Below are 18,194 nucleotides of genomic sequence, written 5' to 3' on the forward strand. Positions count from 1 at the left end.
CGGAATCACCGTGAAGCTGCTGAACCAACTGACCGCCAATCTCTGCCTGATGTTTCGGCGCCCGCCGCAGCAGCAGTACGCAGCGTTGTGCTATCGGTTCGATCCCATCGCCGGGCTCCAGGTTCTGCTGCTGACCAGCCGCGACACGCGTCGATGGGTCATTCCCAAGGGCTGGCCGATGAAGGGCAAGAAGGCCCACGCGGTCGCCGCGCAGGAGGCCTACGAAGAGGCCGGTGTGAAGGGCGAGGCAGAGAAGGCGGCCTTCGGCTACTTCGCCTACATGAAGAAGCTGAAGAGCGGCCTGAAGGTGCCGGTGCGGGTTCAGGTGCATGCGCTGCGCGTCGACGCGATGCTGGAGGCGTTCCCGGAGCGTGACAGCCGGACGCTCGAATGGGTGTCGTGCACCGAGGCTGCGGCGCGCGTCAGGGAGCCGGAACTGCGCAACCTGTTCCTCGCCTTTGCCAGCCGCGAGGCAGCACCCCTCCCGCAAAAGCTGCGCGCTGTCGGCCGGTAAGATTTTCCCGTGCCGCGTGCCTGTGCTGGTGATCCGCCGGGCGAAGCCCGGCTGCATTTTCAAAGGCAATACGAACCATCGTGATCACTCCGCAGAACACCACGAACAGAGGTAACGCGCCAAGGTCGGGCCGCAAGCAGACCCTGGACAAGGATCTGGAGAAGATTACCTCCGTCGAATATGCGTCCCGCAACGTATCGCGGCGGCTGGCAGCACCGGGCGCCGCCTTCCTGTTCCTCGTCGCCGTGACCATCTTTTCCGCCGTCTCGCTCATCGGGCAGCCGGCACTGGTTGTGGCGGTGGCCGCCTCCGTGCTTGCCGCCTACATGGCGATGAACATCGGCGCCAACGACGTCACCAACAATATCGGCGCGGCCGTCGGAGCAAAGGCCTTCAGTCTTGGTCTGGGGCTTGCGATCGCCGCCGTCTGCGAGGTCGCAGGAGCGCTGATTGCCGGCAGCCCGGTGGTCGATACCATCGCCAACGGCATCCTCAACGTCGAGATGATGGCAAGTACTGCGCATTTCATCTGGGCCATGATGGCAGCGCTCCTGGCGGCGGCGATCTGGATCAACGTTGCCACCTGGATCGGTGCGCCGATCTCGACCACCCATGCCATCGTCGGCGGAGTGAGCGGCGCCGGCATTGCGGCGGCCGGCTTCGGCGCCGTCAACTGGGGCGTGATTGCCGGCATCACGGTCAGCTGGATCGTCTCGCCGCTGATGGGTGCCTGCGTTGCCATCGCCATGCTCGCCTTCATCAAGCGGTTCATCATCTACACGCCCGACAAGATCGCCGCGGCTCGCCGCTGGGTGCCGGTCCTGATCGGCCTGATGTTCGGCGCCTTCTCCGCCTATCTCAGCATCAAGCTGGTTCCGGAGCCGTTCGTGCCCGACCTGCCGCGGGCGATGCTGTTCGGCCTGCTGGTCGCAATCGCCGGCTGGTTGATCAGCATCCCGCTGGTCCGCCGCCAGTCGGAGGGCCTTGAAAACCGCAACCAGTCGCTCCGCCACCTGTTCCGCATCCCACTGATCTTCTCGGCAGCGCTGCTGTCGTTCGCCCACGGTGCCAACGACGTGGCGAACGCCGTTGGTCCGCTGGCGGCGATCATCGAGAGCCTGAACGGCGCAAAGCTCGGCAGCAATCAGGTCGTGCCCGCCTGGGAGCTGCTGATCGGCGGGCTCGGCATCTCCTTCGGCCTGCTGCTGTTCGGCCCGAAACTGATCAACCTCGTCGGCAAGCAGATCACCAAGTTGAACCCGATGCGCGCCTATTGCGTGGCGCTTTCGGCCGCGGTCACGGTGATCATTGCCTCGGGCATCGGCACGCCGGTCAGTTCGACGCATATCGCCATCGGCGCGGTGTTCGGCGTCGGGCTGTATCGCGAATGGTATATCCGCCACTCGCGCCATCGGCAGGACTATCTGCGGATGCGCGCCGAGGACCAGCAGATCGGCGAGATCCACGAAGCCAACAGCGCCGAGACCCGCCGCCGCTATCTGGTGCGTCGCTCGCATCTGCTGACCATCGTCGCTGCCTGGACTGTGACGGTGCCGGTCTCGGCGGCCCTTGCGGGCGTTCTCGCTTCGATTATGTTCCGCCTATTTATCTGAGCAGGACAAGCGATGCGCGCCAATTTCAAGATGCAACGGCTTTTCATCGATGCCCCCCTTGCCCCGGGGGCGGCGATCGAGGCCGGCAGCGACCACTTCAACTACCTGATCAATGTGCTGCGCATGCAGGAGGGCGGCGAGGTCCTGGTCTTCAACGGCCGGGATGGCGAGTGGACGGCGCGCCTGGTGCAGCCGAGCCGCAAGAAGCTGATCCTCGACGTGGTCTCGCAGACCCGTCCGCAGGATCCGCTGCCGGACCTGCATTACCTGTTTGCGCCGCTGAAGGTGGGCCGCCTCGACTACATCGTCCAGAAGGCGGTTGAGATGGGCGCCGGGCTGCTGCAGCCGGTGATGACGCAGCACGTGCAAGGCAAGATCACCAGCCTGGAGCGTCTGCAGGCGAATGTCGTCGAAGCTGCCGAGCAGTGCGGCGTGCTGGCGGTTCCTGAGGTCGCGGCGCCGGTCAAGCTGAAGGACCTGCTGGAGCGTTGGCCGGCGGATCGCCGCATCCTGTTCTGCGACGAAAGCGATGCAGGCTCCAATCCGCTGCCGATCCTGCAGGGGATCCACGAACGCAAGCTTGCCCTGCTGATCGGACCGGAGGGCGGGTTCTCGGAAGAAGAGCGGCACTTGCTGCGAAGCCTCTCCTTCGTCACCGCCATTCCGCTCGGCCCGCGCATCCTCAGGGCCGATACCGCGGCCGTTGCCGCGCTTGCCGTCGTGCAGGCAACCATCGGCGACTGGTCGGCATCGCCGGGCTGATCGGTGTTTTGAAAGAAATTCACTTGCACCGCCGCTAGATCCGGTACAAGCAGCAGATCCTTAACTGCCTGCGCAGCGTTACCCCAGACAAGGTCGACTTCATGGCCCGCGACACCACCGATCACACACCCCTCGGCTCCGTCTCGGACATGGCAGCCTATCTTGCACAGGGCTGCAAGCCGGAGGCCGATTTCCGTATCGGCACCGAGCACGAAAAGTTCGCCTTCTTCCAGGCCGACCATTCGCCGGTACCCTATGACGGCGATGCAAGCATCTCGGCGCTGCTCAAGGGCATGCAGGAGAAGCTCGGCTGGGAACCGATCCTCGATCGCGGCAACATCATCGGCCTGTCGGAAGCATCCGGCATGGGCGCCATTTCGATCGAGCCCGGCGGCCAGTTTGAACTGTCCGGTGCACCGCTTGAAACCCTGCACGACACCTGTCGCGAGTCCAACCAGCACCTGGCCGTGCTGCGCGAAGTCGCAGACCCGCTGGGCATCCGGTTCCTCGGCATCGGCGGCAGCCCGAAGTGGACGCTCGACGAGACGCCACGGATGCCGAAGTCGCGCTACGAGATCATGTCGCGCTACATGCCGAAGGTCGGCAGCCACGGCCTCGACATGATGTACCGGACCTGCACGATCCAGGTGAACCTCGACTTCTCGTCCGAGGCGGACATGGCCCGCAAGATGAAGCTGTCGCTGAAGCTGCAGCCGCTGGCGACGGCACTGTTCGCCGCATCGCCGTTCACCGAAGGCCGGCCGAACGGGCTGCTGTCGTGGCGCGGCGAGATCTGGCGCGATACCGACAATGCGCGCTCCGGCCTGCTGCCGCAAGCGTTCGGCGACGGCTTCGGTTTCCAGACCTATGTCGAATGGGCGCTCGACGTGCCAATGTATTTCATCGTCCGCGATGGCCACTATCATGACTGCACGCATGTCACGTTCCGGCAGTTCATGGCCGGCGCACTGAAGGGCGAAATCAAGGACTGGGAGCCGACGCTCGGCGACTGGACGAACCACCTGTCGACACTCTTCCCGGATGTGCGCCTGAAGCGCTACCTGGAAATGCGCGGCGCCGACGGCGGCCCGTGGCGGCGGATCTGTGCACTGCCGGCCTTCTGGGTTGGCTTGCTGTACGACGATGCGGCCATGGCCGAGGCGGAAGAAATCACCCGTGACTGGACCTATGAAGACGTGCTCTCGCTGCGCAATGCGGTTCCCGCCGAGGGTCTCAACGCCTCGGTGCGCGGTGGCTCGCTGATGTCGGTGGCGCGCGAGATCGTCGGCATCTCCACCCGGGGGCTCAAGTCCCGCGCGCGGCTCAACGGCGAAGGCCAGGACGAGACGGTGTTCCTGCAGCCGCTGGAAGAGATCCTGGCCAAGAAGACGGTGCTTGCCGAAGACCTGCTGGCGCGCTTCAACGGCCGCTGGAACCAGAACATCGAACCGGTCTTCGACGAGTTCCAGTACTGATCCGCATCCGCTCCGCGGCAGCTTCACCTCCAGACGGCAGCCGAACAAACCAGTTTCGCGGCCATGGTTTCCGGCTATAGTACCGGCTGGAGCGATTGCCGGAGGAGCCAGGTATCATGCTGCCGCTGTTCGATATGATGCTGAAGGCGCAGAACGGCGCCGCCATGGATACGCTCGCCAAGCAGTTCAATCTGGCCCAGGAGCAGGCTGCGCAGGCCATGGCCGCGCTGTTGCCTGCGTTCTCATCGGGTCTCCAGCGGACCGCTGCCAACCCCTACGATCTCAGCGCGCTGATGAGCGGCATGGTGTCCGGCACCTACGGCCCCTATTTCGAAGACATGGCAAAGGCCTTCACGCCGAAGGGAATGGCGGACGGCAATGCCGTTCTTGAAAAGCTGTTCGGCTCGAAGGAGATGTCGCGGGCGATCGCCCGTCAGGCGGAGCAGCTGACCGGCATCGGTCAGGACATCCTCAAGCGGATGATGCCGGCAATGGCCGATACGATCATGGGCGGCATGTTCAAGCAGATGACCGGACAGATGCAGCAAAACCCCTTCTCTCCCGACGCCATGAACCAGATGACGCAGCAATGGCTGGACGCCATCGGCTTCGCACCGAAGGCCAAAGCCGACAGCGCGACCATGCCCTTCGACAACCCGATGCTTCAGGCGATGCGCAGCATATGGGGGCTGGAGGAGCGGACGAAGGGTGCGGCCGCCCACAATCCGTTCACCGACAACCCGTTCGCCAAGGCATTCCAGGACATGATGACCGGCAGCTTTGCGCCGAAACAGGCGGAGCCGGCAGCCTCCGCCAAAGCCGGTGACGAGCAGGCGCAATCACCTGACATGGGCGCCTTCCAGTCGATGCTCGGCGGCATGTTCGACAGCGGCATCGAAGTGCAGAAGGCCTACCAGAAGAACATGGAAGCGATCTTCGACAGCTACCGCGGGGCGCCAGCGGGCGAAGCGCCCAAACCCCGGCCGATGTGAGAACGACCGCTCGGATAAAAAAAGCCCGGCGCGGAGAACCGGCCGGGCAAGAAGCAGGGTCATTGGCGTTACCCTGCGGGGAAAACTGAAACTCTAGAACCGCTGCGGCAGGACGGCGAACCGGCGGCGGCGCAGCTGTACGTCCTTCGGCAGAAGCGCGAAGGGATCGTCGAGAAGTCCGGAGCGGTTCACGGCGCGATCGACATCGGCGCGGGTCAGGCCGATATCCCGCAGCTGGTGATCCTCGAGATCGTGAAGGCGAAGCATCGCGCGGCGGTTGCGCGAGGCACGCAGAACGGACAGCACGAGGCTCTTCACCTGGCTCAGGAGGCGCGTCTCGATGCTGCGGATCGCAGAAAGGTCGCGGCTGGTCATCCGTTCGATCGTGCTCATGATCCTGTCCTTCCGGTTGGCACGAAGAAATCGATCCCGTCCGGGCGGCGGACGGGCGGCAGCAGGGCCTGGAGGCCGTTGAGTTGCTTGCCTGTCCCTTATCCAAAATCGCTATTGATCAGTCCAACGAATGTTTCTAATGGTTGGCATCAATCGTTTTCATGGGTCCCGTCATGTCCGCTCCGCTTGATATCGATCAGTTGCACACCTTCGTCGCCATTATCGACACCGGCAGCTTCACGAAGGCCGCCGACCGCGTCTTCAAGACGCAGAGCGCCGTCTCCATGCAGATGCGACGCCTGGAGGAGCGGGTCGGCAAGCAGCTGTTCACCAAGGACGGGCGCGGCAATCGGCTGACGGCGGAGGGCGAGAAGCTGCTCAACTACGCGCGGCGCATCATCCGGCTGAACAACGAGGCGCTGGCGGCCTTCGACGACAACCGGCTGGAGGGAACGCTGCGGATCGGCACGCCCGACGACTATGCCGACCGCTACATGCCGGAAATCATCGGCCGCTTTGCCAAGACCCACCCGAATGTCGAGCTCTACATCGTCTGCGAACCGTCGGTCGACCTGGCGGAGAAGATGGCGCGCGGCGAGCTTGATATCGCCCTCGTCACCCACAACCCGCGCGCCCGCCAATCCGACGTGGTGCGAACGGAACCCCTATGCTGGGTCGCCTCGGCCAACCATCCGCTGCGCGACAATGCGCCGGTGCCGCTTGCCGTTGGCCGGCGCGACTGCAACTGGCGCCAGCTCGCCTGCTCGGCGCTCGATGCGGATGGTCGCGAATATCAGATCCTCTTCACCAGCTGGTCGTCGACAGTGGTGGCCGCCGCGGTGCTGGCCGGCATGGCGGTCTCGGTGCTGCCCGAATCGGCTCTGCGTCCCGGCATGAAGGTGCTCAGCCAGTCGGACGGCTTTCCGCCGCTGCCGCCGGTGCAGATCGGTCTGATGAAGCGACCTGGCCTGTCGACGTCGCTGATGACGGCGATCACCGACCATATCGCCGCCTGCCTCGACAACATCTCGCCGGCCGTGGCGCCCGACGACATGGATGGTGCCGAGATCAAGCCGTTCGGCCGCACGTCGCAGCGCCTGCGCAACGCGCCGCTGATGCCGAGCTGGTAATCGGCTGCCCGACAGTTTTCAGACCGGCGACCGCTTTTTCGCCCGCCGGATCGGGCCAAGGGGCTCGCGTTCAGGCGAGATATTTGCGGAAGAAGCCGATCGTCCGGCTCCAGGCAAGATCGGCGGCCGGCTTGTCGTAGCGGGCCGAGGACGTATCGTTGTTGAAGGCGTGGTTGACGCCGTCATAGACGAAGATCTCGAAGGTCTTGCCGCCCTTTTCCAGCGCCGCCCTGTAGGCGTCGATGCCGGCATTGATGCGTTCGTCGAGCCCGCCATAATGCAGCATCAGCGGCGCCCTGATCGCCGGCACCTCTTCGGCCGGCGGCTGCGCGCCGTAATAGGCAACGCCGGCATTGAGATCCGGAGAGGCAATCGCCATCCGGTTTACCAGCCCGCCGCCCCAGCAGAAGCCGACCGCCCCGACCTTGCCGTTGGCACCGTCACGCCCGGCGAGAAACGCCCGTGTCGCCTCGCCGTTCGCGGTCGTCTGCTTCATGTCGAGCCCGGAGAACATCTGCCGCGCCTTGTCCTCGTCGGCAGGCGTGCCGCCGGCCGGCGACAGGAAGTCCGGGGCAAGGGCTGCAAAGCCGTCCAACGCCACGCGCCGCGCCACATCGCGGATATGCTCGTTGAGACCCCGGTTCTCGTGGATGACGATCACCGAGCCGAGCGGCGCGGTGGTAGCCTTCGGCAGGACCAGGTAGCCCTTCATCTCGCCGGATGCGCCGGGATAGGTGATATCCTCTGCTGAGAGGCGATCATCGTCGGCGGCAACCATGGCCGCCTGGGCCGTGCTTGCCGCCAGCATCGGGGCAATGGCGGCGGCAGCCGCGCCGGAGCCGGCCAGCACCGTCAGCCGCTCCATGAACTTGCGGCGGTCGAGGCTCAGATGGGTATAGTCGTCATAGGCGTCGATCATCGCTTGGGTGACTGTCGGCTTGTCGGTCATGGCGCTTCCTCCGTGCAGAACCTTGGCCACCCCATGATCGAGCGGCACGCCATCCTGCCAGCAGGAAGGCCGCGCGCCGCCACAATTTTGCGTGAAGGCGCACGGGTCCCGGCTTCAGTGCAGGTCGAGGACGATACGACCGTCGATCTTGCCGTCCTGCATGCGCTGGAAGATGTCGTTGATGTTCTCCATCCTGTCCCAGGAGAAATGCGAGGCGACCTTGCCCTCGCCGGCGAACTGCAGGCTCTCCTCCAGGTCCTGCCGGGTGCCGACAATGGAGCCTCGCACTGTAATGCGCTTGAGGACGGTGTCGAAGACCGGCAGAGAAATGTAGCCGGGCGGCAGGCCGACCAGCGCCATCGTGCCCCTGGCACGCAGGAAGCCGAAGGCCTGCTCCATGGCTTTTGGTGATACGGCAGTGACCAGTGCGCCATGCACGCCGCCGGTCGCCTTCTGCACCTGCGCGACGGCATCGGCCGCCGTACCGTTGACGATGACATCGGCGCCGAGCTTGCGGGCAAGCTCAAGCTTGTCGTCGAAGATGTCGGCAGCGACGACATGCATGCCCATCGCCTTTGCGTATTGCACGGCAAGATGGCCGAGCCCGCCGATGCCGGAGATGGCGACCCATTCGCCGGGACGCACCTCAGTTTCCTTCAGGCCCTTGTAGACGGTGACGCCGGCGCAGAGGATGGGCGCAGCAGGGCCGAAGTCGAGGCTGTCCGGCAGGCGGCCGACGAAATCGGGATCGGCCAGGCCGTACTGGGCAAAGGTGCCGTTCACCGAATAGCCGGTGTTCTGCTGGCTGGCGCAGAGCGTTTCCCAGCCGGTTCGGCAGGGCGAGCAGCATCCGCATGCGGTGTGCAGCCAGGCAACGCCGACGCGGTCACCCTCCTTGATCCGCGAGGATACGCCGGCGCCGAGCTTTGCCACATAGCCGGTGCCCTCATGGCCGGGGATGAACGGCGGATTGGGCTTCACCGGCCAGTCGCCGTTTGCCGCATGCAGGTCTGTGTGGCAAACGCCGGTCGCCTCGTAGCGGACGAGGATCTGGCCAGGGCCCGGCTCGGGCACCGGCCTCTCTTCGATCACCAGCGGCTTGCCGAACTGCCGCACCACAGCGGCCTTCATCATCTCAGCCATGCGTAACTCCTCTAGGCGGCAGCATTCCGGACGGTCTTGCCGCTCGCAATGCTTCTAGAGGAGTGCCGGGGGAGATCGCCTTGATCTGCCGCAAAGGCGACAAGCGATCAGGTCAGGGCGAGCCAGACGGCAAGCCACACCCACAGGCCCAGCAACGTCGCGACGCCGGCAATAAAGGCCGGCCGCCGGTGGCGGATGCGGTTGGTCGTCACGTGGATGTAGGCATGGACATAGCGCGAGGCGACGAACAGCCAGGCCAGAACGACGGTGCCGATATTGTCGCCATCCACAGCAAACAGCGCCAGGCAGACGATGTGGAAGAACATCGGCAGCTCGAACTGGTTCTTCAGGTTGTTGTGGACGAACAGGCTTTCCTCGGGCTCGCGCAGGTTCTCGCGGAACTGCGCGACCGTTGCCCGGCCCGCCTTGACGGCCGCCACCCGGCGACGCGAGAGCTGCACGTACAGCGCCAGAACCAGGGCCGCATGGGCAATCATCGGCCAGATCATAGCTTCATTGGAGATCATCGGGTTTCCGTTCAATCAGTCTGCATGAAATCGGGCGAAAGTGCCGACCGCAGTCTTGATGCTGCGGCCAGGCACCGCGATCGTCAGTTGCGCAGGCGCAGCGTTTCGGTTCCGGAACCGTCCTGACCCGAGATGGTCCACGAACCGTTGAGGACACCGCCCGGCATGACCTCGTAGATCACCAGGCCGACCGCTTCGCCAAGCACATAGGCGGCGGCGAAGGCGTTGTCCTGCAGCATGCAGATGCCGTTGGAGGTCGTCTCGCCGGTCTTCCACTCCATGGCGCAGGTGGTTTCGCTGGTAAGCACGATCCGCGCGGTTCCGCTGTATTTCGAGCCGTCGAGATTGGTCCCGGCGACATCATAGGTCCCCTCGTGGACCGTCTGCGCCTGAGCGCTGGTCAACAGTCCGGCGGCGAAAAGCGCGCAGGCAACAAATCTCTTCATGGCATCCCCCAAAGAGCCGGCACGATCGCCGGCTCTCCACCATAGCGGGGGACCTACGGCTGGCAATGGTGCCGGCCGCCCCGGCGAAAGAGAATTATCAGGCGCTCACGCCCGGATAGTTCGGGCTTTCGCGGGTGATCGTCACGCCATGCGGATGGCTTTCGCGCAGGCCGGCGCCGGAAATGCGCACGAAGGTGGCCTTTTCCTGAAAGTCCTTGATGTCCTTGCCGCCGACATAGCCCATGGCAGCCTTCAAACCGCCAGCCAGCTGATGCAGCACGGCCGAGACGGGGCCCTTGTAGGGAACCTGGCCTTCGATGCCTTCCGGCACCAGCTTCAGCGTGTCGCGCACTTCCGCCTGGAAGTAGCGGTCGGCCGAGCCGCGCGCCATGGCGCCCACGGATCCCATGCCGCGATAGGCCTTGAACGAACGGCCCTGGTAGAGATAGACCTCGCCGGGGCTTTCGTCGGTGCCGGCCAGAAGCGAGCCGACCATGACAGCCGATGCGCCGGCAGCGATCGCCTTGGCGACATCGCCGGAAAACTTCAGGCCGCCATCGGCGATCACCGGGATGTCGTGCTTATTGCCTTCCTCGACGGCCGCCATGACGGCTGCCAGCTGCGGCACGCCGACGCCGGCGACGATACGCGTGGTGCAGATCGAGCCCGGGCCGATACCGACCTTGATGCAGTCGGCGCCGGCATCGATCAGCGCCTTGGTGCCTTCGGAGGTGGCGACATTGCCGGCGATGATGCGAATGGCGTTCGACATCTTCTTTACCTGAGCGACGGCGTCGAGAACCTTCTGCGAGTGGCCGTGGGCGGTGTCGACGACGATGACGTCGACGCCGGCCTCGATCAGCCGCTCGGCGCGCTCGCGGCCGTCGTCACCGGTGGAGATGGCGGCGGCGACCCGCAGGCGGCCCTGCGCATCCTTGGCGGCATTCGGGTTCAGCTGCGACTTCTCGATGTCCTTCACGGTGATCAGGCCGATGCAGCGACCTTCGTTGTCGACCACCAGCAGCTTTTCGATGCGGTGCGAATGCAGAAGGCGCTTTGCTTCGCTCTGCTCGACGCCGTCGCGCACCGTGATGAGGTTCTCGCGGGTCATCAGCTCGTAGATCTTCTGGCTGGGATCCGAGGCGAAGCGGACGTCGCGGTTGGTGAGAATGCCGACGAGGCGACCCGGGCGGCCGCCGTTTTCGACCACCGGAATCCCGGAAATGCCGTGCGACTTCATCAGCGACAGCGCATCGGCAAGCGTCGCATCCGGACCGATGGTGACCGGATTGACGACCATGCCGCTTTCGAACTTCTTGACCTGACGGACCTCTTCGGCCTGCTCGACAGGCGTCAGGTTGCGGTGGATGACGCCCATGCCGCCGGACTGGGCCATGGCGATGGCAAGCCGGCTTTCGGTGACTGTATCCATGGCCGAGGAGAGGATCGGCAGCGACAGGTCGATATCGCGTGCGATGCGGGTGGCGATGTTGGTCTGACCCGGCATGACTTCCGAATGTCCGGGCTGAAGAAGGACATCGTCAAAGGTGAGCGCTTCCGCTCCGGTTGCCGAAACTACGATGCGTGCCATTGCCAATTCCTTCGTTCTTGAAAATGCGCGGAACCCCCGGAACGAAAATCCCGCCCGGTGCGTCGCGCAATAAATGCGTGGAAGTTGGCGAGGGCTGGTAACACGTTCATGACACGATGGGAACAGAAAAAACCCGAAGGGCTGTCCCTCCGGGTTTGCATGGCTTCGATGCACCCGATCTGTTCACGGTGCGAGCGATCAGCAATGATGCGGCGGCACCGTTCCCAGATTGGAAACATTTCGCTTGTTTCCAATCTGGGAACACATTAGATGAGGGGTCAGGTGAACGTTATCGCGAAATCCTCCTTGGTCGATTTCTGGAACAGCCTGCCCCGCGGGATTCCGAGAGCGACAGCTGAAGCGGCGATGAGGGACTGGTATGCTACCGCATCGAAAGCGACGTGGACCAACTTCAGCGAGTTGAAGAACACCTTCAACTCGGCTGACATCGTCGGTGGCAACAAGGTCATCTTCGACGTCGGCGGCAATAAATACCGCATAGTGGGATTGGTCGCGTTTCGATCGAAACGCATTTTCTTGCTCTTCGTCGGCACGCACGCCCAGCACGACGCAATTGACGTTAACGAGCTTTGATGAGGGGCAGATCGATATGCTGAACTTGAAAGCTCTTCGGACGCTTCAGAGTGAACACGAATATCACGCCGCACTGAAGGAGGTCCGGCCTTACTTCGAGAATGAGCCGGAACCGGGGTCCGACGAGGCGGCGCATTTCGATGCCCTCGTCCTGCTGATCGAACATTACGAAGCCCGGCACTATCCGATTGCGGCCGCGAGCCCCATCGACGTCATCAAGTCGGTGATGGCTGCGAACAATTACAGCCGTGCAGATCTCGTGACAGTGATCGGCTCCAAGGCCCGAGCAGCCGATCTTCTGAACGGCAAGCGGGAAATCAACCTGGATCAGATTCGTAAGCTCAGCAGGGAATGGAACATTCCTCCCGGCTCACTGATCGGCGACGTTTCCGCTTAAGGACCGAAGCCAACCGGCGGCTGGCTTCGGTCCTGTCGAAACTCGGAATGCCTTCCAATGATGCGGCGAGACCCACCGGGCCTGCCCCATCATTCTCGCTAGATGTCGAACTGGTAGGTCTTCGGGACGAACCGGTAGCCGGTATCGAGCTTTTCCGCGTAGCCGACCGACGGGAACGGCATGTGGTAGCCGAGGAATGCGACCTTGTCGGTGGCGATCATGTCGAACACCTTGCGGCGGCTGGCGGCGGCGGCCTGCTTGTCCATGTCGAACTTCACCTCCCAGTCCGGCCGCTGCAGCGACAGGACATAATGGTTGGCGGTATCGGCCGTCAGCACCAGCCGGCGACCGGCCGATTCGACGTTGTAGATCATGTGCCCCGGCGAATGACCGAAAGCGGCCATGCCGGTGATGCCGGGAACGACGGTGGCGTTATCGCCGACGAAGGTCATCTTGTCGGCGAGCGGCTTGACGTTGGCAAGCACCGCCTTGTGGCCGCCCTCGGCAGCGGTGCCGGCGCGCTCGGTGCTGGCCCAGAAGTCGTATTCCTTCTGGCCGGTGATGTAGCGCGCATTCGGGAAGGCCGGCTTGCCGTCTTCCATCAGCCCGCCGATGTGATCGCCGTGGAGATGCGTCAGCACGACGATCGTCACGTCTTCCGGGCGATATCCGGCAACCGCCATGCCTTCGGCCAGGCGGCCATTGCCCTGGCCCCGACCGGCAGCGCCGAAGCCGGTGTCGAACAGCACGACGTCGCTGCCGGTATCGATCAGCGTCGGCGAGAAGGAATTGACGAAGTTGTCGGCGGGCAGGAAATTATCCTGCAGCAGGGCGCCGACATCCTCCGCGCTCTGGTTGGTGCCGAACGTCTCGTTGGGCTTGCCGGACGGCCGGGCGCCGTCCTTGATGACGAGGACGTGGTAGTCGCCGACCTTGAAGCCATGAATGTCCGGTGGTGTCTTTGCTGTCATCTGTGTATCCGTTGCGGGTTGAGACGTACTAACCTGTGCAAATGCGCGACCGCCGAGGATCGCCGGCGCGGCCAACAGGCCCGCCCCCGCGGAGCCGAGCAGCGTCCGCCTTCCCAGTTCAAACTGTGCCATTCCAACCTCCACTCGCGGGACCGCCGCCGCGTCTGTTTCTTTTGCCGGTCGCTGGCGAAGATATGCGCAACGGCGGCGACGAAAATGTTTCTCACGTAGACGTGATACCGAGACGACGGTGGCCGATAAAACCGGTGGTCTCGCGTGCCAAGCAGGCGTAGGAGTGTCAGCCTTCCGATGCACGAAGCCTGCCTTTCATGAACCGAATCGTCCCGCTTATCCTCGCCGTCGCGCTCTTCATGGAGCAGATGGATTCAACCGTCATTGCCACTGCGCTGCCGGCCATCGCTACCGATCTCGGCGTCGGGCCGATCACGCTCAAACTGGCGCTCACCTCCTACATGGTGGCGCTGGCGGTGTTCATCCCGGTCAGCGGCTGGATGGCCGACAAGTTTGGCGCCAAGAGCATTTTTCGCCTGGCGATCGTCGTCTTCGTCATCGGCTCGATCCTCTGCGCGATGTCCTCGTCGCTCCTCGAATTCGTGCTGGCGCGCTTCCTGCAGGGCATGGGTGGCGCGATGATGACGCCGGTCGCCCGGCTGGTGCTGCTGAGGACGACGCAGAAGCGCGACCTGGTGTCGGCCATGGCGCTGCTGACCATTCCAGCCCTGGTCGGCCCGCTCACCGGACCGCCGATCGGCGGCTTCATCACCACCTATTTCACCTGGCACTGGATTTTCCTGATCAACGTGCCGGTCGGCGTGATCGGCATCTGGCTTTCGACCATCTACCTGCCGGAGATCGAACGCCGCTCCTCGCCACCGCTCGATCTTGTCGGCTTCCTGCTGATCTCGGTTGCCGCCGCCGGTACGGTGTTCGGCCTGTCCGTCGTCAGCCTGCCGGCATTGCCGCCGGCAATCGGCATCGCGACGACCGTGCTCGGCATCCTCTGCGGCATCCTCTATGTCAGCCATGCGGGGCGGCACCCGGCGCCGATCCTGAAGCTAACCCTGTTTCGCAACGAAGCCTTCCGCTCGGCGATCACCAGCGGCACGCTGTTTCGCATCGCCACCGGCGCCGTGCCCTTCCTGATGCCGCTGATGCTGCAGCTCGCCTTCGGCATGACGCCGTTCCAATCAGGCCTCACGACATTTGCCGGCGCACTCGGCGCGCTCACCGTCAAGTTCGTCGCCCGACGGCTGTTTGCCGCAACCGGCTTCAAGGTGACGCTGATCGGCGCCAGCATTGCCGGCGCCGCGACAACGGCGGTCAACGGCTTCTTCACCGAGGCGACGCCGCAGGTGATGATCATCCTGTTCCTGTTCGCATCGGGGCTTGCGCGCTCGATGTTCTTCACCGGCACCAACGCGCTCAGCTATTCGGAGATTGAGGATGAGGAAGCCAGCCAGGCGACGTCGATCAGTTCGGTGATGCAACAGGTCAGCCTGGCGCTCGGCGTCTCATTCGCGGCCTTCGTGCTGGAAGCCTCGTCCTACCTGTCGGGCTCGCATCTCGAGCTTACCGACTTCCACCTGGCGTTCTTCCTGGTCTCGGCCATCTCGCTTGCAGCATTGCTGCCGCTGATCCGGCTGCCGCCGGGTGCCGGCGCCGGCGTCTCCGGCCACCGCCGCTACCAGCAACAGCAGGCCGGCGAAGTGCCGGGCGAATGATCAGCCTTCGTCGTCCTCGTCCGGATAGCGGGGGCGATGATCGGTGCTGTCGTCGAGCGGATCCAGCGGGTCTGTCGGGCGATGCAGTTCTTCGCGATAGCTCGGGCCTTCGGCGCCCGGCTTGCGGCCCTTGAACCCCTTGGCGAGCAGGAACATCTCGACAGATTCGGAGCGCGACGAGGCCGGCTTGATGTGCAGGACCTGGCGGAAATTCTGCTTCAGCATATTCAGCAGATCCTTTTCGGTTCCGCCCTGGAAGGTTTTGGCCAGGAAATGGCCGCCTTCGCCCAGAACTTCGACGGCAAAATAGGCCGCCACCTCGCAAAGATGCATGGTGCGCAGGTGGTCGGTCTTCTGGTGGCCGGTGGTCGGAGCCGCCATGTCGGAAATGACCAGATCCGGCGTGCCGCCGACGGCTTCCATCAGCTTTGCCGGCGCTTCCTCCTCGAGGAAGTCGAGCTGCAGGATCTTTACTCCCGGCAGCGGCGCCATCTCGAGAAAGTCGATCGCCGCGACGCGAATGTCGCTATCCGTCGAACCGGTGACCTTGGCAGCGATCTGCGACCAGCTGCCCGGCGCTGCACCAAGATCGATGATGCGCCGCGCGCCCTTGAGGATCTGGTGCTTCTCGTCGATTTCGAGCAGCTTGAAGGCGGCGCGCGCACGGTAGCCCTCGAGCTTGGCGCGCTGCACGTAAGGGTCGTTGATATGGCGTTCGATCCAGCGGCGCGACGACGCCTTCAGCTTGCCCTTCTTGACCTTCTGGCCGAGTTTTCGGCCGATCGGCGTCTTCGTCATCGGCGTATCTCCAACGTGCTGTGGTTGCCGCCATCGGCCGGCCGGCGCCGCATGCGCCGCCAGACGCCATCGTCGGCCATCATGTCTGTGAGCAGGCCCTCGCGCAGGCCGCGATCGGCAACGCGCATGCGCGTGCTCGGCCAGCGGCGGCGGATAGCCTCGAGAATGGCGCAGCCGGCCAGCACCAGATCGGCGCGGTCCGGACCGATGCACGGATTGGCCGCACGGCCTTCAAAATCCCAGGACAGCAGCTTTGCCTGCATGGCGCTGACCTCGTCGTCGGTCAGCCAGAGGCCGTCCACTTTGCGCCGGTCATAGCGCGGCAGATCCAGGTGAACGCCGGCAAGCGTGGTGACCGTGCCGGAGGTGCCGATCAGGTGAAAATCGGCGTCGACGCGGCCATGCTGCTCGCCGACCGGCGGGCAATCAAAGCCTTCGAGCATGGTCTCCACCTCGGTGACCATGGCGGAGAACACCGCCGGGGTGACATCACGACCGCCATGGCGTTCCGACAGGGTGACGACGCCGACCGGCAGCGAAGTCCAGTGGGTGATGTGGTTGGCGAGCCGACTGGAGCGGCTGTCGCTGATGCGGATGACGGCGATTTCCGAGGAGCCGCCGCCGATATCGAACAGCACCACCGAGCGGGCCTCGCGGCCGACCAGCGACGAGCAGCCGGAGACGGCGAGCCGCGCCTCGGTTTCGCGGTCGATGATTTCCAGCTGCAGGCCGGCTTCGCGGGTGACGCGCTCCAGAAACGCCTCGCCATTGGAGGCTGCGCGGCAGGCTTCGGTGGCGATCAGCCGCATCTTGCGGACCGGCCGGTTGGCGAGCTTGGCGGCGCAGATCTTCAAGGCTTCGACTGCACGGTCCATCGCCTCTTCCGACAGACGACCGGTGGCGGCAAGTCCTTCGCCGAGGCGAACGATGCGCGAAAAGGCATCGACGACCCGGAACTGGCCAGGCCGAGTCGGCTGGGCGATCAGCAGGCGGCAATTGTTGGTGCCAAGGTCGAGCGCCGCGTAGAGATCGTCGGGAGCGCGGCGGCGGGCCTGTTCGGCGATCTCCGCAGCCTGATGCGACCTCGACCGTTGATCATGGCCGCCAGCCCTGGCGCCGGGTTTGGCGATGATTGCCGCGCCGTTGGCACCGCGGGCGGTGGCGGGCGCGCCCGATCCATGCACGGCATGGGCGCCCTGCGGCTTGCCGGCCGGTGGCTTGGCAGACGGCACAAGCGGCCGCCCCTGCAGGCCACGGCCCTCGCGGTTCTTCTTGTTGCGGCCGCGCCGCCGACCGCTGCCGGACGGGCGTTGTTCCGCCGCATCGCGGCCAGGCGCTGCTGCAGAACCGCGAGACCCTTCGGCGGACTGCGTGTCCGCATTGGCTCCGGAGCGCATCCGGTCGGCGTGCGCCTGATCAGCATCTGAGCGTCCGCCGCGCTCTTGCCCTGCCTCAGGCCGAGCCACTTGCCGCGAGGTCCAATCCTCACCAACTGCTCCGTGCGACTGGGCCGAGGATCTCTCCGCCGAAGCCTGTGCCGAAGCCGCCTGCCCCCCGTTGGAAGTGCCGGCATGCGGATACAACGCCGGCCGCTCGCCTATACGTCCGCGGTCGCGCTGGTTCGAACCCGTATCCGACGACGACCCGGAAGGTGCGCCATTCTGGCGTCCATGCCGCGGCTTTCCGGAGCCGGCAGGGGTATCACCAGGAACGCGATGGTGCTCGTGATTTCGGGCGGAGTTGTTCTGTTCTGACTGATTCTCGCCAGCCAGGTTCGGGACCGCTTTGTTCGGGGGCGCCTGTTTCGGGTCTAGCGGCTCACGGGCTACAGGATTATGGGCGGCATGGCCGTGACCGCCCTTGCGGTCGCCACCACGCGACCGCCGCCGCTTGCGCTTGCGGACGGGGCTATCGTCCTGTCTGGCGTCGGGGCGTTGCGGATCGCGGGCTTGCGCCGCTTCCGCTCCACGCGCAGCCGTGTCGGCGGAAGGCTGTTTGCCGCTCCGCTTCGCCTTTCGGCGACGGCCGGGCTTGCCACCCGGTCGCCCTGCTGCTGACGCCCCGCCTTCGGGCGGCTTTTCGCCGCTGTCGGGGTTCATCAAGGGTCTTTTCCATCTGGCCGCGCAAGAGCAACGAGGCTCGCAGCGGCTCTATCTG

General features: G+C 64.6%; 19 protein-coding genes. 10 read left to right on the forward strand and 9 right to left on the reverse strand.

The window, feature by feature from the left end:
- Positions 1-49: 49 nt before the first annotated feature.
- The 5 genes from AAIH46_RS10760 to AAIH46_RS10780 all read left to right on the forward strand — a co-directional run bounded on the left by AAIH46_RS10760 (position 50) and on the right by AAIH46_RS10780 (position 5,356).
- On the forward strand, positions 50-514 hold the full coding sequence (locus AAIH46_RS10760; protein ID WP_430306538.1) for an NUDIX hydrolase: 465 nt from the start codon (positions 50-52) through the stop codon (positions 512-514).
- Positions 515-594: 80 nt separating this feature from the next.
- Positions 595-2,127, forward strand: a complete 1,533-nt coding sequence (locus tag AAIH46_RS10765; protein WP_430305855.1) for an inorganic phosphate transporter — start codon at positions 595-597, stop codon at positions 2,125-2,127.
- A gap of 12 nt (positions 2,128-2,139) precedes the next feature.
- A complete protein-coding gene (locus tag AAIH46_RS10770; protein ID WP_430305856.1) occupies positions 2,140-2,889 on the forward strand; it encodes a 16S rRNA (uracil(1498)-N(3))-methyltransferase in 750 nt (249 codons plus the stop codon).
- Between the two features lie 101 nt (positions 2,890-2,990).
- Positions 2,991-4,364 carry a glutamate--cysteine ligase gene (locus AAIH46_RS10775; protein WP_430305857.1) on the forward strand — a complete coding sequence of 458 codons (1,374 nt, stop codon included), beginning with the start codon at positions 2,991-2,993 and terminating at the stop codon, positions 4,362-4,364.
- Between the two features lie 116 nt (positions 4,365-4,480).
- On the forward strand, positions 4,481-5,356 hold the full coding sequence (locus AAIH46_RS10780; RefSeq protein WP_430305858.1) for a DUF937 domain-containing protein: 876 nt from the start codon (positions 4,481-4,483) through the stop codon (positions 5,354-5,356).
- Positions 5,357-5,449: 93 nt separating this feature from the next.
- Here the strand turns inward: AAIH46_RS10780 and AAIH46_RS10785 are convergent, their stop codons facing one another.
- Complete coding sequence (locus tag AAIH46_RS10785; RefSeq protein WP_430305859.1) at positions 5,450-5,749, reverse strand: DUF1127 domain-containing protein; 300 nt, start codon at positions 5,747-5,749, stop codon at positions 5,450-5,452.
- Positions 5,750-5,922: 173 nt separating this feature from the next.
- Here AAIH46_RS10785 and AAIH46_RS10790 point away from each other — a divergent pair, with 173 nt between their 5' ends.
- Complete coding sequence (locus AAIH46_RS10790; protein ID WP_430305860.1) at positions 5,923-6,879, forward strand: LysR substrate-binding domain-containing protein; 957 nt, start codon at positions 5,923-5,925, stop codon at positions 6,877-6,879.
- A gap of 70 nt (positions 6,880-6,949) precedes the next feature.
- Here AAIH46_RS10790 and AAIH46_RS10795 read toward each other — a convergent pair whose 3' ends face one another.
- The 5 genes from AAIH46_RS10795 to guaB form a co-directional block, all read right to left on the reverse strand.
- Positions 6,950-7,828 carry a dienelactone hydrolase family protein gene (locus tag AAIH46_RS10795; protein WP_430305861.1) on the reverse strand — a complete coding sequence of 293 codons (879 nt, stop codon included), beginning with the start codon at positions 7,826-7,828 and terminating at the stop codon, positions 6,950-6,952.
- Between the two features lie 114 nt (positions 7,829-7,942).
- On the reverse strand, positions 7,943-8,971 hold the full coding sequence (adhP, locus tag AAIH46_RS10800; RefSeq protein ID WP_430305862.1) for an alcohol dehydrogenase AdhP: 1,029 nt from the start codon (positions 8,969-8,971) through the stop codon (positions 7,943-7,945).
- 107 nt (positions 8,972-9,078) lie between these two features.
- Positions 9,079-9,498, reverse strand: a complete 420-nt coding sequence (locus AAIH46_RS10805) for an MAPEG family protein (RefSeq protein WP_430305863.1) — start codon at positions 9,496-9,498, stop codon at positions 9,079-9,081.
- Between the two features lie 83 nt (positions 9,499-9,581).
- Positions 9,582-9,944, reverse strand: coding sequence for a hypothetical protein (locus AAIH46_RS10810; RefSeq protein WP_430305864.1), 363 nt, complete (start codon positions 9,942-9,944; stop codon positions 9,582-9,584).
- Between the two features lie 97 nt (positions 9,945-10,041).
- Positions 10,042-11,535: an IMP dehydrogenase gene (gene guaB / locus AAIH46_RS10815; RefSeq protein WP_430305865.1), complete on the reverse strand. Its 1,494-nt coding sequence runs from the start codon at positions 11,533-11,535 to the stop codon at positions 10,042-10,044.
- Between the two features lie 282 nt (positions 11,536-11,817).
- On the opposite strand from guaB, the gene AAIH46_RS10820 reads away from it, so the two are divergent.
- Together AAIH46_RS10820 and AAIH46_RS10825 are read left to right on the forward strand one after the other, a co-directional pair.
- A complete protein-coding gene (locus AAIH46_RS10820; protein WP_430305866.1) occupies positions 11,818-12,129 on the forward strand; it encodes a type II toxin-antitoxin system HigB family toxin in 312 nt (103 codons plus the stop codon).
- 16 nt (positions 12,130-12,145) lie between these two features.
- A complete protein-coding gene (locus tag AAIH46_RS10825) occupies positions 12,146-12,526 on the forward strand; it encodes a helix-turn-helix domain-containing protein (protein ID WP_430305867.1) in 381 nt (126 codons plus the stop codon).
- Positions 12,527-12,624: 98 nt separating this feature from the next.
- Here the strand turns inward: AAIH46_RS10825 and AAIH46_RS10830 are convergent, their stop codons facing one another.
- Complete coding sequence (locus AAIH46_RS10830) at positions 12,625-13,629, reverse strand: MBL fold metallo-hydrolase (RefSeq protein WP_430305868.1); 1,005 nt, start codon at positions 13,627-13,629, stop codon at positions 12,625-12,627.
- Between the two features lie 197 nt (positions 13,630-13,826).
- Here AAIH46_RS10830 and AAIH46_RS10835 point away from each other — a divergent pair, with 197 nt between their 5' ends.
- Positions 13,827-15,239, forward strand: a complete 1,413-nt coding sequence (locus tag AAIH46_RS10835) for a DHA2 family efflux MFS transporter permease subunit (RefSeq protein ID WP_430305869.1) — start codon at positions 13,827-13,829, stop codon at positions 15,237-15,239.
- On the opposite strand, the gene AAIH46_RS10840 is transcribed toward AAIH46_RS10835, so the two are convergent.
- Positions 15,240-16,037, reverse strand: coding sequence for an RlmE family RNA methyltransferase (locus AAIH46_RS10840; RefSeq protein ID WP_430305870.1), 798 nt, complete (start codon positions 16,035-16,037; stop codon positions 15,240-15,242). It abuts the gene before it with no gap.
- Positions 16,034-17,620, reverse strand: coding sequence for a Ppx/GppA phosphatase family protein (locus tag AAIH46_RS10845; RefSeq protein WP_430305871.1), 1,587 nt, complete (start codon positions 17,618-17,620; stop codon positions 16,034-16,036). Before AAIH46_RS10845 ends, AAIH46_RS10840 begins: the two co-directional genes overlap by 4 nt.
- A 261-nt stretch (positions 17,621-17,881) precedes the next feature.
- Between AAIH46_RS10845 and AAIH46_RS10850 the strand changes: the two genes are divergently transcribed.
- Positions 17,882-18,094: a hypothetical protein gene (locus AAIH46_RS10850; RefSeq protein ID WP_430305872.1), complete on the forward strand. Its 213-nt coding sequence runs from the start codon at positions 17,882-17,884 to the stop codon at positions 18,092-18,094.
- Positions 18,095-18,194: the final 100 nt, after the last annotated feature.

Origin of the sequence: Rhizobium sp. 0TCS1.26, assembly GCF_050455525.1 — a bacterium.
Taxonomy (GTDB): domain Bacteria; phylum Pseudomonadota; class Alphaproteobacteria; order Rhizobiales; family Rhizobiaceae; genus Neorhizobium.

Bases quoted from the DNA above. Each gene is read 5' to 3' on its own strand.
- AAIH46_RS10760 (WP_430306538.1), top strand. From the start codon at position 50: ATGTTTCGGCGCCCGCCGCAGCAGCAGTACGCAGCGTTGTGCTATCGG.
- AAIH46_RS10770 (WP_430305856.1), top strand. From the start codon at position 2,140: ATGCGCGCCAATTTCAAGATGCAACGGCTTTTCATCGATGCCCCCCTT.
- AAIH46_RS10775 (WP_430305857.1), top strand. From the start codon at position 2,991: ATGGCCCGCGACACCACCGATCACACACCCCTCGGCTCCGTCTCGGAC.
- AAIH46_RS10780 (WP_430305858.1), top strand. From the start codon at position 4,481: ATGCTGCCGCTGTTCGATATGATGCTGAAGGCGCAGAACGGCGCCGCC.
- AAIH46_RS10785 (WP_430305859.1), bottom strand. From the start codon at position 5,749: ATGAGCACGATCGAACGGATGACCAGCCGCGACCTTTCTGCGATCCGC.
- AAIH46_RS10790 (WP_430305860.1), top strand. From the start codon at position 5,923: ATGTCCGCTCCGCTTGATATCGATCAGTTGCACACCTTCGTCGCCATT.
- AAIH46_RS10795 (WP_430305861.1), bottom strand. From the start codon at position 7,828: ATGACCGACAAGCCGACAGTCACCCAAGCGATGATCGACGCCTATGAC.
- adhP (WP_430305862.1), bottom strand. From the start codon at position 8,971: ATGGCTGAGATGATGAAGGCCGCTGTGGTGCGGCAGTTCGGCAAGCCG.
- AAIH46_RS10805 (WP_430305863.1), bottom strand. From the start codon at position 9,498: ATGATCTCCAATGAAGCTATGATCTGGCCGATGATTGCCCATGCGGCC.
- AAIH46_RS10810 (WP_430305864.1), bottom strand. From the start codon at position 9,944: ATGAAGAGATTTGTTGCCTGCGCGCTTTTCGCCGCCGGACTGTTGACC.
- guaB (WP_430305865.1), bottom strand. From the start codon at position 11,535: ATGGCACGCATCGTAGTTTCGGCAACCGGAGCGGAAGCGCTCACCTTT.
- AAIH46_RS10825 (WP_430305867.1), top strand. From the start codon at position 12,146: ATGCTGAACTTGAAAGCTCTTCGGACGCTTCAGAGTGAACACGAATAT.
- AAIH46_RS10830 (WP_430305868.1), bottom strand. From the start codon at position 13,629: ATGGCACAGTTTGAACTGGGAAGGCGGACGCTGCTCGGCTCCGCGGGG.
- AAIH46_RS10835 (WP_430305869.1), top strand. From the start codon at position 13,827: ATGAACCGAATCGTCCCGCTTATCCTCGCCGTCGCGCTCTTCATGGAG.
- AAIH46_RS10840 (WP_430305870.1), bottom strand. From the start codon at position 16,037: ATGACGAAGACGCCGATCGGCCGAAAACTCGGCCAGAAGGTCAAGAAG.
- AAIH46_RS10850 (WP_430305872.1), top strand. From the start codon at position 17,882: ATGGCCGTGACCGCCCTTGCGGTCGCCACCACGCGACCGCCGCCGCTT.